This window comes from Aeribacillus sp. FSL K6-8394 (assembly GCF_038008865.1).
GTDB lineage: Bacteria > Bacillota > Bacilli > Bacillales > Aeribacillaceae > Aeribacillus > Aeribacillus composti.
Genome location: NZ_JBBPAA010000001.1, coordinates 348,327 through 363,679, shown reverse-complemented (window position 1 = coordinate 363,679; position 15,353 = coordinate 348,327). Strand labels below are relative to the sequence as shown.

Sequence of the window (15,353 nt, the reverse complement as noted above, 5' to 3'; positions counted from 1 at the left end):
ATTACATTTTTTCAATGTTCATTTATGCGCTGAGCCATGGATTGATCTGAGCCTGTTCACCAAACCCGTCTTCTTGAAGCAATTTTTTCACCTCTTCAGGTATAGGCACTGCAAATTTTTTTCCGTTTTCTTCTTTCACCCACCCCCTGAGCTCATATCCGTGCCCGGTTCTTGTATCTTCACGATATACTTCATGCTTCAGTTTTATTGTTTTCCGGTACACTTCCATTACTTCTGTTTTAATTGTGATAATGTCGTCATAATATAACGGCTGCTCAAACGTACAGCGGACATCAAGCAGCGGAAGAATGATGCTGTATTCTTTGATGAGTTTAGCCGGAGCAAGGCCGATACTTCTAAAAAATTGATGCCCTGCAATATCAAACCATTTAAAATAATTCGGATAGTATACAATGCCGGCTGCATCCGTATCTCCAAAGTTCACCCTGAGCTGAAATTCGTTTCTTTTCAAATGTACGTACTCCTTTCAATGCTATGTCTTAAACTATTGAGCTGAATTCGATTTTAATAATTCCCGAAGTTTAAAACGCTGAATTTTTCCTGTTGCTGTTTTCGGAAGTTCGTCAATAAATTCTATAATTCGTGGGTATTTGTAGTGGGCCAGCTGCTGCTTCACGAAGTTTTTTAATTCATCTTCCATTTCTTTGGAAGGCGTTCTATCTTTTAACACAACATATGCTTTTGGAATGACAAGATTATTTTCATTTTGCACGCTGACAACTGCAGCTTCCAGTACATTTTCATGTTGAAGAAGGCAATTTTCGACTTCTACAGGCGATACCCAAATCCCGCCAACCTTCAGCATATCGTCGGAGCGCCCGCAATACCAAAAATATCCTTCTTCGTCTTTATAATATTTGTCACCTGTATGAAGCCATTCTCCGACAAATTTTTTCTTGTTTTGCTCATGAAGGTTCCAATATCCATGTGCGATGCTGTCTCCGCGAATCAACAAATCTCCCATTTCATTTGGAGGCAATTCCCTGCCCATTTCGTCGACAATTTTTGCTTCATAACCAGGAACGACTTTTCCAGAGCTTCCTGCCTTTACATCTCCAATCCGATTGGATAAAAATATGTGGAGAGCCTCTGTTGAACCAATTCCGTCTAAAATATCGACATTGTACATTTCTTTCCATTTGCGGTAAAATGCTTTCGGAAGCGCTTCTCCAGCTGATACACAAACTCTGAGCGAGCTCAAATCGAATTGTTTTCCCGTTCGCGACACATAATCAATCATCGCTCCATATAAAGTTGGAACCCCAAAGAAAATGGTCGGTTTGTACGTTTCAATCGCCTGAAACATTGCTTCCGGAGTTGCGCGTTCTTTCACTAATACAGTTGAAGCTCCTGCTCCTAAAGGAAAGTACATTCCTCCGCCAAGGCCATAGGCGAAAAACAGTTTAGATGCGGACAAGCATCGGTCTTCTTCACTTATATGCAATATTTTTTTCGCATATGTGCTGAAAGCATATTCCATATCATGCTGCAAATGGATGACGCCCTTTGGATTACCGGTGCTTCCGGAGCTGAACAGCCAAAAGGCCTGATCGTCCTTGTTCGTCATGGCTGCATCAAGCTTTTTGCTTGCCCTATTCATCAGTTGGAGGAAATTTAAATGTGTGCCTGATTGTTCGCTTTCACTGTCCGGAATGATAATGATATCCTTCAAAAAGCAAAACCGTTCTTTGTAAACTTCAATCTTTTCCCAAATATCTTCATGGATGATTAAGCCCTTTGCCCGGCTGTTGTTTAAAAAATATTCATAATCGGATGGCTTCATCATGGTGTTGACCGGAATGGGGACAGCACCAATTTTTATGGCGCCAAAAAATGAATAAATAAATTCGGGTGTATCGTGGCAAACCATTAAAAGGCGGTCTTCCAATTTATAACCGAGCTCACGGAGCATGTTGCCTGTTTGATTGACTTTCTCCTGCAATTCATTATAGTGTATGAGCTCATCGCGATAACAAATGGCTATTTTATCGCCAAAACCTTTCTCTACACTTTCATCAATGAACCGCACTGCCGCATTGTAAAGCAAACCTAATCCGCGGAGATCCATTTTTTCACCATCCTATATATCAATTTTTTGAATAGATGAAGCGGCATTGAAGCCGCCTGAAGAAGATATATATTCAGGAGGCTTCACAATATATATGAAAAGCTAACGTTTATATCCCTTTCCAATTTGGTTTTCTCTTTTCTAAAAATGCACTTAATCCTTCTTTTGCATCCTCGGAGCGGAACAACAAGTTTTGCAGCTCGCCTTCGTAGCGGATGGCTACGTTCAATGGCATTTCCTTTCCGTTCATGATCGACAGCTTGATGTTGGAAACCGCATAGCCTGCACTTTCAGCTATCTTTCTCGCATACTCGAGCGTCCGCTCTCTCGTTTCCGCCTGCGGGAATACTTTGTTGACGAGACCAATGTCCAGCGCTTCCTGCGGTGTCAGCGTTTCCCCTGTAATATTCATATCCAGCGCTCTCGAATACCCGATCAACCGAGCCAACCGCTGCGTTCCTCCCGTTCCGGCCAGCACCCCAAGCGATACTTCCGGCAAGCCGATTTTTCCTGCTTCATCTCCCATGAATCGCAGATCGCAGCCTAGCGCCATTTCTAATCCTCCGCCGACTGTATGCCCTTCCAAACAGGCGATATATACTTGCGGCGAACGGGCGATTTTATCCAGTGTTTCATTACAGAACAGGCAAAACTGTGTTTTATAGCGCGGATCCGCTGCTTTTAAGAAATTGATATCCGCTCCTGCCGAGAAAAATTTCGGCACATCGCTCATCAGCACGACCACTTTTATGTTTGGATCGAAGCGAAGCTCATCGATCGCTGCGTTAAATTCTTGATAAAATTCCAATCCATAGGCATTCGTTTTATTGATGTGAAGATGGATTTCCGCCACTCCGCTGTTTTTGACCACCGTTAAATTTTTGTTAGCAGTTGTTTCAACTGTCATCATTATTCTCCTTCCATTGTTCATTTATCATTTGAAAAATCAGGTTTGCGTTTTTCTTGAAAAGCCGCCAATCCTTCTAAACGATCCGGATGATAAATCGTTTTTTGATAACAATCCCATTCCGCAATCAGACCCTTTTCCATTAGTTCTCGAGCAAAACTGTCGACAGCCTGCTTCGCTAAACGGACAGAATGAATTGAATTTTCCGAAATTTTTTCTGCTATGTTAAGCGCTTTCAATTCTGCCTCGCCAGCTTCACAAATATATTCGACAAGTCCTATTTCATACGCTTTTTCACCTTTTATTTTTTCAGCTGTAAAAATAAGCTGTTTGGCCCTGCCGATTCCTACTAATTGCGCCAGCCGTTGAGTGCCGCCGGCTCCCGGGATTATTCCCCAAGAAACTTCCGTCAACCCGATGAGCGCCCCTTTTTCCATGACACGAATGTCACAGGCAAGAGCAAGTTCACATCCTCCTCCAAGAGCCAATCCTTTTACAGCCGCAATCGTCGGAATTGGCAAAGATGAGATATTTGTAAATGTTTTCCTGAGCAATGCGACATATTCTTCCACTTCTCGTTCGCTCATGGACTGCCTTTCTTTTAAATCCGCCCCTGCACAAAACGCTTTGCTTTCACCTCCCGTAAAAATAACTGCGCTTACATTCGAATGATCTTTTATCGTGTTTATCGCATAAGAAAGATCTTTTACTAAAAATTTGCTTAATGCGTTGGCACGTTTTGCGTTATTTAATTGAATGATAGCCACTTTGTTTTGAAATTCTAAAAGAACGCCTGATTCTGACATGAGCATCACTCACTTTGCTTGAACAAGCTGTTCCGCATTTAATTGCTGCAGCCGTTTTTCAAATTTTTCCGTGAACGAAGGAGTTTCCGGGAAATAACCTTCCTTTTTCAATTCTTCACTTTTTTCAACTTTTGCAAGCCAAGCCTTTGCTTCCTCGGCAGCCTCCCTTAAAGCTTCTTGAAATCTGTAGGGGACAGCTCCTTGATCAAGAAGAAGTTGTTTTGCCCAATTTTCTGCATAGATGATATGATCGTGTTGTTCGCGGACAAGCTTTTGAATCCGTGAAGCAACCTTGGAATGACTTGTTTTTAACACCGTTTGAAAGACGATATCGATTGCGGCATTGATTGCATATAGCGAAGCAATGAGAGAAATCCAGTTTTGAACGTTTACAGCTGTTTGAAAAGCTTTTCCTGTTTGTGCTTGAATGTCAGGCTTCTTGCCTTTTACCCCTTTTAAATCAAAACACCAATTGTACAAAAGTCTTGCATGCCCCAGTTCTCCTTGAGCCATAGCTATAGCAGACAAGGTCGCTTCCAAATTCGGACCGCTTACACCAACTTCCACTAAACGGTCGCCAAGCACATATTTGTTATCCGCTATTGTCTCCAGCAATTCAATCAAAGAATGCGTTCCTTGTTCCATTACGCTCACAATGCTTCAGCTCCTTTCTCTGAAAATAGCCAATCAGGTTTTTTCACCCAATTCAGCTTGTTTCGTTCCACGACAACCATTTCGGTCCAATCCTCTTCGTCGTACGTAAACGTTGCATACACTTTTGCCAGCTCGCTGTTTTCTGCTTCTACCGTGCCGATATGCATTAAGTTGTCTCCCCGATTAATGCGGGCAAAAATATCATAGGTTATTTTTTCTGCGATCATTTTGCACTTACACCCCAATACTTTAATTTTTCCCTTCCCTCTGGGCTAAGACGGTCGACCGTCCATGGAGGATCCCATACGACATTTATGTGTACTTCCTTTACTTCCTCTTCTGCAAGAAGCCGATTTTTTATATCGCTTTCAATCCATTCCATGCAGGCGCAGGAAACGGCTGTGTATGTCATCGTCACATGCACTTCCCCGTCATTCATTTGAATATCGTAAATGAGCCCCATATCGACAACGCTTATTGGGAATTCAGGATCCATCACCTCTTTCAGCGCCTCCCAATATTTTTTCGGATCCACAGCTTGTTTTTGCATCATACCACCTCTTTTCTCAGCTGTTCTAATTCTTTTGCCCCTTTTTGAATTCTTCCTACAAACCGTTCATTTTGCGGCCCTCTTTGTTTAAATCGTTTAATGACGTTTTCCCATGTGTCCGGCTGGTCGAACAGCCATTTTTTATTGATTGGATCAAATTTACAAGGGAATGGGACATCGAGCACATATTTTCCTTGTTCTTCATCATAATGAGCTGGAACTTTTACTCCAATTGATTCACAGAATGGAACTGCTGTTGACAGCCATTTTTGACGGAGCTCATCGTTTGTTCTTCCTTTTAAGCGGTATTCAAGCTGTGCGGATCTGGATTTTAAACGGTCTTCTACACCAAAAAATTCAAGCGCCATTAAAAACATCCAATCAACCGCTTTTTGAACTTCCTCTTGCAAATTCGGATCATTCATGGCTGTTCTCATAATGATTTCACCATTTCTAAGATGGAACAATTCTTCTTTATCAACCTTCACTAATGCGCGTTTCCATGGCCCGTAAGATGTATGCTCAAACGCATCCCCAAGCAGTGTGTAGCCGGCGCGGTCAAAGAACGCATTAAACACTCCAAGCTCAATCCAATTTGACAGTTCAAAGTCAAAGGCATAAGGGTTTTTCCATTTATTTGGGGCTCGATTGTACAATAATTCGTCTGTATCTTCACCCAAATCTTTCAGTAGCCTGAAAGCAATATGTGCATGACCGATTTCATCCTGCATAATGGCGAGTGCTGTAATTTTGTTATTTAAAGTGGGCGCTTGATCATAAACAGTAAGGAGCGGCGGCACACTTAACAATTCTGTATCTCCGACAATAATCAACGTCTGTTTTAATGCCTTTAAATATTCCTCATTCATGTCACCGACGCCTTCAACAATAAAACCGTTTTGAATTTTTTCTTTTAAAAGGGCTGCCTGATCCATTTTTTCACCTCTTTTATATTACGTTTTTATTTATTTCGTCTGTTTAACATAATATTATTTTACAATCGCCTCTTTTGTCAAGAAAAAATTGAAAAATCAAATTTTTTTGTTAATTTAAAAAATAAAAGGTTTTTCTTCTTCCTTTCGTTCTTGCCGTTTTTACGACCGCAAAAAAAGCGCATAGCTTTTTGCTATGCACTTATCCATTATTATTTATTTTGTTTATAAAAGACAATATCGTTACGATTCTCTTTTTTAATTTGCCCTGTGAAAACTAAATACTCCAAGTGCGACAAAGTTTCTGCGATCGCAAACCGCCATTGATGCGAATTCAAGCTTTTGTGCTGAAATAAATCTTGGGCAATGTCATAGGCGGTACGGCCATCCTTCGCAAGTCGAAATATTTGATCCAAGCGCTTTTGATGATGCTGGATGATTTCTGATATTCTGTCGTCAACTCGTTCGATCAATGCCCCATGGGCAGGAAGCGCCAGGTCTACCTGCAATTGCTGTATTTTTTCAAGCGAAGATATGTAGTTTCCAAGCGGATTTTTGCTTGAACCGGGCCATATGCTAATGTTCGGAGTAATTTTATCCAAAATATGATCAGCTGCAAGCAGCAATCTTTCTTCTCTTTGATAAAAGCAAATGTGTCCATCGCTGTGACCAGGTGTCGGTATAACTTCCCATTTTCTTTCGCCTAGAATGACCTCGCCATCCTCTAGAATCGTCAATTCCGGAAACGTTACATGCTTTGCCAAACTTCTCATACTTTCTTCAATTTCATCCGCAAGATCTTCCGGTGTACCGTTTTTTCTGCACATTTCACCAATTTGCTCCGCCTGGCTGCTGTTTTTTCCCCAAACACGCTGCGCCATGGCAAAATCTTCTTTGCTTATATAAGCTTTTGCTCCTGTTCTTTCCTGCATCCACCCTGCCAACCCGAAGTGATCAGGATGGAAATGAGTGAAATAAATCGAATGAATCTGTTCATAACGAACATTCATTTGTTTCAATACTTGCTCCCAAGCTTCAATCGCTTCGGTATTATGAAATCCTGCATCAACAAGGCTCCATCCGTCTGCATCGCGCACCATATAACAATAGATGTATTTCATCGGAAAAGGGATTGGAACCGGAATGCGATATATATTTTTCCCGATCTGTTCAATATTGACCACCATTATGCACCTACTTGCTTTTATTTTAAACAATGTCCATAAATGGGTTGATCGCTCTGTCCCGATTCGCTTCCAATTCACAATCGGGAGCTTTTTCAAATAAAGTTTCAAAATATCGAATAGCAGGTACAGACAAAAGCTGATGTACATTGAAAAATAGCTCTCTAGCTTTTAAGCCGCTCCAGTCAGCAGGCAGCAGGTCGTTCGGAAACCCCGGGTCGATAAAGAAAAAGCTGCGATATTCATGAACAAGCTTCGTTCTCTCAATAAAACATTCTTGATCTGATAATTCATTATTCCAAATGCGTTCCTTAAAATCATCATACTTTTGCCGATATTGATCAATGAATGATTCATACTCTTTGGCAATTTCGTCAAAATTCCATCCTCTATGAATCAACTCATGATTATCATGGGATACTACTGAACTGGAAGTAAATAAAATCACATACGGCTCGAGATGGTAATCTTTTATAAACTCCATCACCCGATCTTCAATAGGGTTTGGACTTGCCCACGTACCGTGAGAAATCAAGCCGAATCCCATTAGGCTCAGCTCTTTTCGAATTTGATTGCGAAGCTCCCTTTTTTCTTCCGGGACCGAATAGGTCAAAATTCTCCAATTCCCATCCCATTTGTAATTTCTCATTGAATAAACGCGGGCAAACCCGTCCATCATCGTTCTCTTCCCTTTATTTGTAAGAGAATAATAGCTTTTATTGCCAATTTTGCGAACTTTAAAAAAGCCTTGCTGAACCATTCTTAACGTGGCTCCCCGTATCGAAGATTCAGAAATGCCGAAATGGGACATCATTTGAATTAAGCTGCCAATCCAAACTTCTGTGCTGTAATGCTGAATGTATTCACCGAATAATGTGAACATTAATGATCTTGGCTTCATTTTCTTACACCCGTCTTTTTCCTGAATTTTGCTTTTATTCTTATTATGCTGGATGGAATTCCATTTTTACAAGTTTTTTCTTCTAGATAGGGAGCCTTTTGATCTATTTTTTTATAAGTCTGAAGCTGTTTAAATCAACTCTGCCGATCAGAAAAAAACTGCCTCCTCCTTGAGGAAGGCATATGACTTGTCTTTAAATTTCCGCATGATTTTCTGGATGAAAAAATACCGGCCGTTTATGGCCGATATGCTTCGTCCTTCTTTTTTATATCCCTTTCCAATTTGGTTTTCTCTTTTCTAAAAATGCGCTTAATCCTTCTTTTGCATCCTCGGAGCGGAACAACAAGTTTTGCAGCTCGCCTTCGTAGCGGATGGCCACGTTCAATGGCATTTCCTTTCCGTTCATGATCGACAGCTTGATGTTGGAAACCGCATAGCTTGCGCTTTCAGCTATCCTTCTCGCATACTCGAGCGTCCGCTCTCTCGTTTCCGCCTGCGGGAATACTTTGTTGACGAGACCAATGTCCAGCGCTTCCTGCGGTGTCAGCGTTTCCCCTGTAATATTCATATCCAGCGCTCTCGAATACCCGATCAACCGCGCGAGCCGCTGCGTTCCTCCCGTTCCGGCCAGCACCCCAAGCGATACTTCCGGCAAGCCGATTTTTCCTGCTTCATCTCCCATGAATCGCAGATCGCAGCCTAGCGCCATTTCCAATCCTCCGCCGACTGTATGCCCTTCCAAACAGGCGATATATACTTGCGGCGAACGGGCGATTTTATCCAGCGTTTCATTACAGAACAGGCAAAACTGTGTTTTATAGCGCGGATCCGCTGCTTTTAAGAAGTTGATATCCGCTCCTGCCGAGAAAAATTTCGGCACATCGCTCATCAGCACGACCACTTTTATGTTTGGATCGAAGCGAAGCTCATCGATCGCTGCGTTGAATTCTTGGTAAAACTCCAGCCCATAGGCATTCGTTTTATTGATGTGAAGATGGATTTCCGCCACTCCGCTGTTTTTGACCACCGTTAAATTTTTCTTTTCTATTGCTACTGTATCTGACATTGCAATTCCTCCTTTATTTATACGTTTAATATTTTATCGTTTCATAAACATAATATACTAAATATTCTAATAATTCAATAGAAATTATATTTTTTTTAAACGATCTTTTTTTATACATATAATTAGAGTCCAAAGAGATTTAATGGTTTGCTGCCGATATAAGAAACGACGCTTTTCGTTTCCGTGTACAAATTCAATGTTTCCAATGCCAGCTCCCGGCCAAATCCCGATTGCTTATAGCCTCCAAAAGGTGTTCCAGGAAATGCAGAAATTGGCGAATTCACCATAACAATTCCTGCCTTTATTTGTGCCGCAACACGGTGTGCCTTTCCATGATCGTTCGTCCATATAGCCGAACCTAATCCAAAAATGGAATCATTTGCTTGTCGGATCACATCTTGCTCGTCGCTGAATTTCATAACAACTACGACAGGCCCAAAAATTTCCTCTTGTGCAACTCTCATATCATTTGTGACATCCCCGATAACCGTCGGCAAATACCAATACCCTTTTTCATACTCTCCGCCTTCCGGTATTTTGCCGCCGTATAAAATTTTTCCGCCCTCTTCCACCGCTAATTTCACGTAATGATCAATTGTTTGCTGATGACTTTTGGAAATGACGGCCCCCATATGCACGCCTTCATCAAACGGATTTCCTACTCGTATACGGGAAGCTTTTTCGAGAAATTTTTCCATAAATTCATCATAAATGTTTTCATGAACAAACAAGCGGGATCTTGCTTCACAAGATTGTCCTGTGTTGTAAAAAATTCCATAAAGCGAACCGTTGACGGCTCCTTCCAGATCACAATCGTCAAAAACGATGTTCGGCGATTTTCCTCCTAATTCCAAAGTTACCCGTTTTAACGTTTCAGAAGCGCGCTTCATAATGTCCTTTCCGGTTTCCGTTTCGCCTGTAAACGCAACTTTGTCGATTCCAGGATGCTCAGTCATATATGGTCCGATTTCAGACCCGCTGCCTGTAATAACGTTCAGGACTCCTGCCGGAACACCTGCTTCATGGCATATTTCCGCAAGCATATAGGCTGTAATTGGAGTGTAGCTAGCAGGCTTCAAGACAACAGTGCAGCCGGCAGCCAATGCAGGCGCCACTTTCCAAGCGGCCATCATGAGCGGATAATTCCAAGGAATAATTTGACCGCATACCCCGACCGGCTCTTTAAGAGTATAGTTAAAAAAGCCGTTTGGAACTTGATTGACATCACCTTGGAGAGTTAAGCATGCAGCGGCATAAAATTCAAAATCTTCAATCGCCTGCATAATTTGACCCTTGGCAGCAGCAACGGTCTTTCCGCTGTTTAATACTTCAACGCGAACCAATTCTTCAAATTGTTCTCTCATCATTTCCGCTATACGGTTTAACAGGCGAGCTCTTTTCGCTGCCGTCATTCTCGGCCATTTGCCCGACTCAAATGCAGCACGGGCTGCCTCCACCGCTTTGTCAACGTCCTTCTTTGTTGCTTTGGCTACCGTTGCTATGACTTCGCCGGTTGCAGGATTATGCGTTTCGAATACTTCTCCGTTTGAACTGTCTACATATTGTCCATTAATAAAAAGCTGATAGTGTTTTTTCATATTTTTTCATTCCTTTCTATATCTTTTCGACAATCGTGGCGATTCCTTGCCCGACGCCTATGCACATCGTCGCGAGTCCATATCTAACGTCTCTCCTTTTCATTTCATGAACGAGAGTGGTAACAATTCTCGCCCCGCTGCAGCCGAGAGGATGACCTAAAGCAATTGCTCCACCGTTGACATTCACCTTTTCCATATCAAATCCCAGCTCCTTAATGCAGGCAATGGATTGGGATGCGAATGCTTCATTAATCTCGATTAAATCCAGTTGGCTGATAGATAAACCAGTTCTTTGCAGCACTTTTTTCGTTGCTGGAATCGGTCCAACCCCCATATAGGATGGATTCACCCCAGCGACAGCGGAGCCGACAATCCGTGCCAGCGGCTTAAAGCCAAGTCTTTCTGCTATCGATCTCTCCATGATTAAAAGTGCGGAAGCGCCGTCATTGATTCCAGAGGAATTTCCAGCGGTCACTGTTCCGTCTTGAACAAAAGCAGGCTTTAATTTATTCAGCTTTTCCAAAGTCGTATCAGGCCTCGGATGCTCATCTCTATCTACTATCGTTTCTTCCCCTTTTTTCCCTGTTATTGTCACCGGAACAATTTCATCTTGAAAACGCCCTTCTTGTATAGCTTTTCCGGCTTTTTTATGGCTTTCCAACGCAAATTCATCTTGCTCCTGCCTCGAAATTTGATAGCGCGCAGCTACATTTTCAGCCGTCTCGCCAAGACTGATCGGCGGATACATTTCCGCTAATTTATCATTGACAAGCCGCCAGCCGAGAGTTGTATCATAAAAAGTTGGCGTGTCCCTCATTCCAGAAAGCTGCGGCTTCATCATGACATATGGAGCTCTTGTCATGCTTTCGGTTCCGCCTGCAATATAGACGTCTCCCAATCCGCCTTGAATCGCCAGCGCTGCTTGATTAATTGCTTCCAGACCCGATCCGCATAAACGGTTGACGGTCACGCCTGGAACTGTTTCAGGCAAACCCGCAAGAAGCACGGCCATTCTTGCCACATTGCGATTATCTTCTCCGGCTTGATTCGCGCAGCCAAAAATTACATCCTCCACATCGGAAGGATCAATCGGATTTCGCTTGAGCACCTCTCTTACGACGTGAGCTGCCAAATCGTCCGGGCGGACCTCTCTTAATGCCCCGTTGAACCTGCCGATCGGGGTTCGGACAGCATCAACAATCACAGCTTCTTTCATTTTCTTACCCCCATTTTGACCGTTTTTTCAGGCATTTTGATTCATTTTGAACCTTTCCCGAAGCTACCATCATCAACTGGAATTTTTAATCATATTGATAAAAGCCTCTTCCCGTTTTCTTTCCGAACCATTTGGCATACACCATCTTTTTGATAAATGGAGCAGGCCGGTAGCGGTCCTCCCCTGTTTCTTTAAACAGTCCGGCTAAAACAGCATAAACATCATCAATACCGATATGATCCGCCCAGCGAAGGGGGCCCATCGGGTAATTCGTTCCTTTCATCATTGCTTTGTCTATGTCCTCTGCACTTGCAACACCTTCTGTTAAAGCAAAAGCAGCTTCATTAATAATTAATGATAAAATTCTAGGAAATACTAATCCTACACCGTCTTCCACTACTTCGACCTCTTTTCCAACTTCTTCAAAAAACTGCTTAGCTTTCTCAACATTTTCTTTTTCGGTTTGCAAAGCCGGTGCAAGTTCGACAAGTTCACAATCTTCCCAAGGGAAAAATGCGGCAAATCCGACTAATCGTTCAGGATGTTGGAGCCAAGAAGCGGTTTCTGTTGCTGTTACACCAAGACATGTAGACAAAATGACCGTTTCCTTTGGCAATGTTTTTTCGATTTCGACCAATAGTTTTTTCTTTTGGTCGATGTCGAGATTTGTCGTTTCGATCACAATATCAAAATTTGAATGAACAGCCGATTGATCTTCGAGCTGATGGCCTGTTTCGCGCAATTGCGCTATGATCGAATCGGCTAAAGAGCCTTCTCCAGCTACTTTTACAGTGAATGATTTAGTTTTCATAGCGATAATATCCTTCACCGGCCTTTCTGCCAAGCTTACCTGACTGAACCATGCGCTGCTGCAAATAATGCGGACGAAATCTTTCCTCTCCGAAAAAACTATTGTAGACGATTTCCGTTGTGGAAAAATTCACATCAATACCAATTAAATCTTGCAGTTCAAAAGGACCCATCTTAAAACGTCCAGCCTTTTTCATGATCCTGTCAATCTGTTCGGGCTTCGCCAAACGTTCACCTGCAATTTTCAATGCTTCATTGTAAAAAGGACGGGCAATTCTGTTGACAATAAATCCCGGTGTATCTTCGCAAACAACCGGATCTTTATGAAGAGAAGAGACAAATTGTGCAAGCTTTTTCAACGTATCCTCAGATGTTTTCACCCCTCTTACGACTTCTACTAAAGGCATTAGCGGAACCGGATTAAAAAAATGAAGACCTGCCACTCTTTCCCCTGTTTTGGTAACGCTTGCAATTTCAGTGACAGAAAACGATGATGTGTTGGTGGTTAAAATGGTTTGTTCTGGACAATGTTCATCCAGCGCTTGGAAAATTTCTTTTTTAATATTGATTTTTTCCGGAACTGCTTCAATCACAAGATCACACGCTTTCATCAGCGATAAATCGGTGCAAGTCTCAATTCGTGATATTGAATCTTGAAACGTTTTTTCCTCCATTTTTCCCTTTTCTACTAATCTGTTAAGGCGTTTTTTAATTTGAGTAAATGCTTTCTGAACGATCGCATCATTTAAATCATAAAGAAATACACGAAATCCATGCTGCACACACGTTTGGGCAATGCCAGAGCCCATCGTTCCGCTTCCTACAACTCCAACCGTTTGGATCGTCAAACAGACTACACCTCCTTGTTCAAATCATTTTGCCATCTTATAAATTCAAAAACGCTTTTACATTGGTTGCAGTAATATTGAGAAACGAGCTGAGCAGTGCCGAAAACAGCTATTTTCTTAACATTTGTAGAATCGCAAAAGGAACAATGCACCACATATTTGTCGGACACCGGTGTCACCTCTCTGTTATATTACGTTTTTTTTACTATCGTTTATTTAACAAAATATTAATAAAAACAACAGGTTCTGTCAACGAAAAAATTAAAATGTTATTTATTTTCTGGAAATTAAAATAAAAACCCGGTTTCTCCTTAGAGATTACCGGCTATAATCAACATATGTAACATTTATTCATTTTTACCTATAAATGAAACGAGAGAATTTTACAGCGAGGGGGGTTTTGACGACAGCTAAGTCGCGGCACGTTCATGTATTTCTTTATACTGCAATGAGGTATTGATTGTAAGAAATGGAACATGCAGAGGATGTCCATAAGTCCATAAAATCGAGTAGGAGGGAGCGATTAACTCCCGTCCTCTCACACCACCGTACGTACGGTTCCGTATACGGCGGTTCAATTAAGATAATTGACGCAAGTCTTTATAACTTCCGTGAATAGCTGTTCTCTTTATGCCAGTGGTCACTCCACCCTCCAAGAGATCTCCCACGGGATTCACCGCTTCCTCCCTCAAGTGAGGTACTACGTTTTCTGTGTTCATCATGACTCACTGAATGCCAAGGGCTATTCTCTCTTAATTGTTCGGTCCTTCTTAGTAGTTCTAAACCAACTAATACTATGACCTCTGCTGACTTCTGACGGTTCAGCTACTTATCACTAAGTAGGTTATGAAGAGTACTTCACATATCCGCCAGACCTCCCCGGGTAAGTACATGCACTTTCACACCATCTATCCGCCTCATTTACTCGATATGACCTTCGACAGAAAGAGCTTTGTTTTGTTATGCAAACTCACTCAATCATACCTAGCCTTATATGAGGTTCGTGTTCCTCGGACCGGTGTTTTGCCTCCAGCTTCCTTCAGATTCCGCGTCACCACGGACACCCTTGCTCTTGGCTAACCTCTACTTCTGTCTTCGGGGTTCGGGACTTACACCCTATAGTTCATGTACATGCCGGGCGCACAAATCGAGTAGGAGGGAGCGATTAACTCCCGTCCTCTCACACCACCGTACGTACGGTTCCGTATACGGCGGTTCAATTAAGATAATTGACGCAAGTCTTTATAACTTCCGTGAATAGCTGTTCTCTTTATGCCAGTGGTCACTCCACCCTCCAAGAGATCTCCCACGGGATTCACCGCTTCCTCCCTCAAGTGAGGTACTACGTTTTCTGTGTTCATCATGACTCACTGAATGCCAAGGGCTATTCTCTCTTAATTGTTCGGTCCTTCTTAGTTGTTCTAGACCAACTAATACTATGACCTCTGCTGACTTCTGACGGTTCAGCTACTTATCACTAAGTAGGTTATGAAGAGTACTTCACATATCCGCCAGACCTCCCCGGGTAAGTACATGCACTTTCACACCATCTATCCGCCTCATTTACTCGATATGACCTTCGACAGAAAGAGCTTTGTTTTGTTATGCAAACTCACTCAATCATACCTAGCCTTATATGAGGTTCGTGTTCCTCGGACCGGTGTTTTGCCTCCAGCTTCCTTCAGATTCCGCGTCACCACGGACACCCTTGCTCTTGGCTAACCTCTACTTCTGTCTTCGGGGTTCGGGACTTACACCCTATAGTTCATGTACATGCCGGGCGCACATAAAA

Annotated in this window: 16 protein-coding genes; all 16 read right to left on the bottom strand. The window is 42.4% G+C overall.

What is annotated here, in order from left to right:
- Positions 1-22 precede the first annotated feature (22 nt).
- Positions 23-472: an acyl-CoA thioesterase gene (locus NSR00_RS01630; RefSeq protein WP_340786563.1), complete on the bottom strand. Its 450-nt coding sequence runs from the start codon at positions 470-472 to the stop codon at positions 23-25.
- 33 nt (positions 473-505) lie between these two features.
- Positions 506-2,089 carry a benzoate-CoA ligase family protein gene (locus NSR00_RS01625; protein ID WP_063389427.1) on the bottom strand — a complete coding sequence of 528 codons (1,584 nt, stop codon included), beginning with the start codon at positions 2,087-2,089 and terminating at the stop codon, positions 506-508.
- A 109-nt stretch (positions 2,090-2,198) separates the two neighbouring features.
- Positions 2,199-2,999, bottom strand: coding sequence for an enoyl-CoA hydratase/isomerase family protein (locus tag NSR00_RS01620; protein ID WP_340786559.1), 801 nt, complete (start codon positions 2,997-2,999; stop codon positions 2,199-2,201).
- Positions 3,000-3,016: 17 nt separating this feature from the next.
- The gene (locus NSR00_RS01615) at positions 3,017-3,802 is read right to left on the bottom strand and encodes an enoyl-CoA hydratase-related protein (protein WP_340786556.1); all 786 of its coding nucleotides are present in this window, start codon (positions 3,800-3,802) and stop codon (positions 3,017-3,019) included.
- A 9-nt stretch (positions 3,803-3,811) separates the two neighbouring features.
- Positions 3,812-4,456, bottom strand: a complete 645-nt coding sequence (locus NSR00_RS01610) for a Phenylacetic acid catabolic protein (protein WP_395994395.1) — start codon at positions 4,454-4,456, stop codon at positions 3,812-3,814.
- Positions 4,453-4,683, bottom strand: coding sequence for a hypothetical protein (locus NSR00_RS01605; protein WP_063388948.1), 231 nt, complete (start codon positions 4,681-4,683; stop codon positions 4,453-4,455). The genes NSR00_RS01610 and NSR00_RS01605 overlap by 4 nt, the downstream gene beginning before the upstream one ends.
- A complete protein-coding gene (locus tag NSR00_RS01600; protein ID WP_340786554.1) occupies positions 4,680-5,006 on the bottom strand; it encodes a metal-sulfur cluster assembly factor in 327 nt (108 codons plus the stop codon). Before NSR00_RS01600 ends, NSR00_RS01605 begins: the two co-directional genes overlap by 4 nt.
- Entirely contained in the window at positions 5,006-5,941 is a 936-nt protein-coding gene (locus NSR00_RS01595) for a Phenylacetic acid catabolic protein (protein WP_340786552.1), read from the bottom strand. The genes NSR00_RS01600 and NSR00_RS01595 overlap by 1 nt, the downstream gene beginning before the upstream one ends.
- A gap of 209 nt (positions 5,942-6,150) precedes the next feature.
- Positions 6,151-7,125: an MBL fold metallo-hydrolase gene (locus NSR00_RS01590; RefSeq protein ID WP_340786550.1), complete on the bottom strand. Its 975-nt coding sequence runs from the start codon at positions 7,123-7,125 to the stop codon at positions 6,151-6,153.
- Between the two features lie 22 nt (positions 7,126-7,147).
- Complete coding sequence (locus NSR00_RS01585; RefSeq protein WP_066251023.1) at positions 7,148-8,023, bottom strand: PaaX family transcriptional regulator; 876 nt, start codon at positions 8,021-8,023, stop codon at positions 7,148-7,150.
- A gap of 265 nt (positions 8,024-8,288) precedes the next feature.
- On the bottom strand, positions 8,289-9,089 hold the full coding sequence (locus NSR00_RS01580; protein ID WP_094245474.1) for an enoyl-CoA hydratase/isomerase family protein: 801 nt from the start codon (positions 9,087-9,089) through the stop codon (positions 8,289-8,291).
- A gap of 122 nt (positions 9,090-9,211) precedes the next feature.
- Complete coding sequence (locus NSR00_RS01575; RefSeq protein ID WP_063389428.1) at positions 9,212-10,687, bottom strand: aldehyde dehydrogenase family protein; 1,476 nt, start codon at positions 10,685-10,687, stop codon at positions 9,212-9,214.
- Between the two features lie 16 nt (positions 10,688-10,703).
- Positions 10,704-11,903 carry a thiolase family protein gene (locus NSR00_RS01570; RefSeq protein WP_340786546.1) on the bottom strand — a complete coding sequence of 400 codons (1,200 nt, stop codon included), beginning with the start codon at positions 11,901-11,903 and terminating at the stop codon, positions 10,704-10,706.
- An 85-nt stretch (positions 11,904-11,988) separates the two neighbouring features.
- The gene (locus NSR00_RS01565) at positions 11,989-12,714 is read right to left on the bottom strand and encodes a 3-hydroxyacyl-CoA dehydrogenase family protein (RefSeq protein ID WP_066251107.1); all 726 of its coding nucleotides are present in this window, start codon (positions 12,712-12,714) and stop codon (positions 11,989-11,991) included.
- Positions 12,704-13,561: a 3-hydroxyacyl-CoA dehydrogenase NAD-binding domain-containing protein gene (locus tag NSR00_RS01560; protein ID WP_340786543.1), complete on the bottom strand. Its 858-nt coding sequence runs from the start codon at positions 13,559-13,561 to the stop codon at positions 12,704-12,706. Before NSR00_RS01560 ends, NSR00_RS01565 begins: the two co-directional genes overlap by 11 nt.
- A 5-nt stretch (positions 13,562-13,566) precedes the next feature.
- Positions 13,567-13,731 carry a PaaD-like zinc ribbon domain-containing protein gene (locus NSR00_RS17990; RefSeq protein ID WP_430732319.1) on the bottom strand — a complete coding sequence of 55 codons (165 nt, stop codon included), beginning with the start codon at positions 13,729-13,731 and terminating at the stop codon, positions 13,567-13,569.
- Between the last annotated feature and the right edge of the window lie 1,622 nt (positions 13,732-15,353).

What these genes read in the sequence shown, in the direction of transcription:
- NSR00_RS01600 (WP_340786554.1), bottom strand. Translation starts at nt 5,006, where the DNA reads ATGCAAAAACAAGCTGTGGATCCGAAAAAATATTGGGAGGCGCTGAAA.
- NSR00_RS01605 (WP_063388948.1), bottom strand. Translation starts at nt 4,683, where the DNA reads ATGATCGCAGAAAAAATAACCTATGATATTTTTGCCCGCATTAATCGG.
- NSR00_RS01625 (WP_063389427.1), bottom strand. Translation starts at nt 2,089, where the DNA reads ATGGATCTCCGCGGATTAGGTTTGCTTTACAATGCGGCAGTGCGGTTC.
- NSR00_RS01575 (WP_063389428.1), bottom strand. Translation starts at nt 10,687, where the DNA reads ATGAAAAAACACTATCAGCTTTTTATTAATGGACAATATGTAGACAGT.
- NSR00_RS01615 (WP_340786556.1), bottom strand. Translation starts at nt 3,802, where the DNA reads ATGTCAGAATCAGGCGTTCTTTTAGAATTTCAAAACAAAGTGGCTATC.
- NSR00_RS01565 (WP_066251107.1), bottom strand. Translation starts at nt 12,714, where the DNA reads ATGAAAACTAAATCATTCACTGTAAAAGTAGCTGGAGAAGGCTCTTTA.
- NSR00_RS01620 (WP_340786559.1), bottom strand. Translation starts at nt 2,999, where the DNA reads ATGATGACAGTTGAAACAACTGCTAACAAAAATTTAACGGTGGTCAAA.
- NSR00_RS01595 (WP_340786552.1), bottom strand. Translation starts at nt 5,941, where the DNA reads ATGGATCAGGCAGCCCTTTTAAAAGAAAAAATTCAAAACGGTTTTATT.
- NSR00_RS01590 (WP_340786550.1), bottom strand. Translation starts at nt 7,125, where the DNA reads ATGGTGGTCAATATTGAACAGATCGGGAAAAATATATATCGCATTCCG.
- NSR00_RS01585 (WP_066251023.1), bottom strand. Translation starts at nt 8,023, where the DNA reads ATGAAGCCAAGATCATTAATGTTCACATTATTCGGTGAATACATTCAG.
- NSR00_RS01580 (WP_094245474.1), bottom strand. Translation starts at nt 9,089, where the DNA reads ATGTCAGATACAGTAGCAATAGAAAAGAAAAATTTAACGGTGGTCAAA.
- NSR00_RS01570 (WP_340786546.1), bottom strand. Translation starts at nt 11,903, where the DNA reads ATGAAAGAAGCTGTGATTGTTGATGCTGTCCGAACCCCGATCGGCAGG.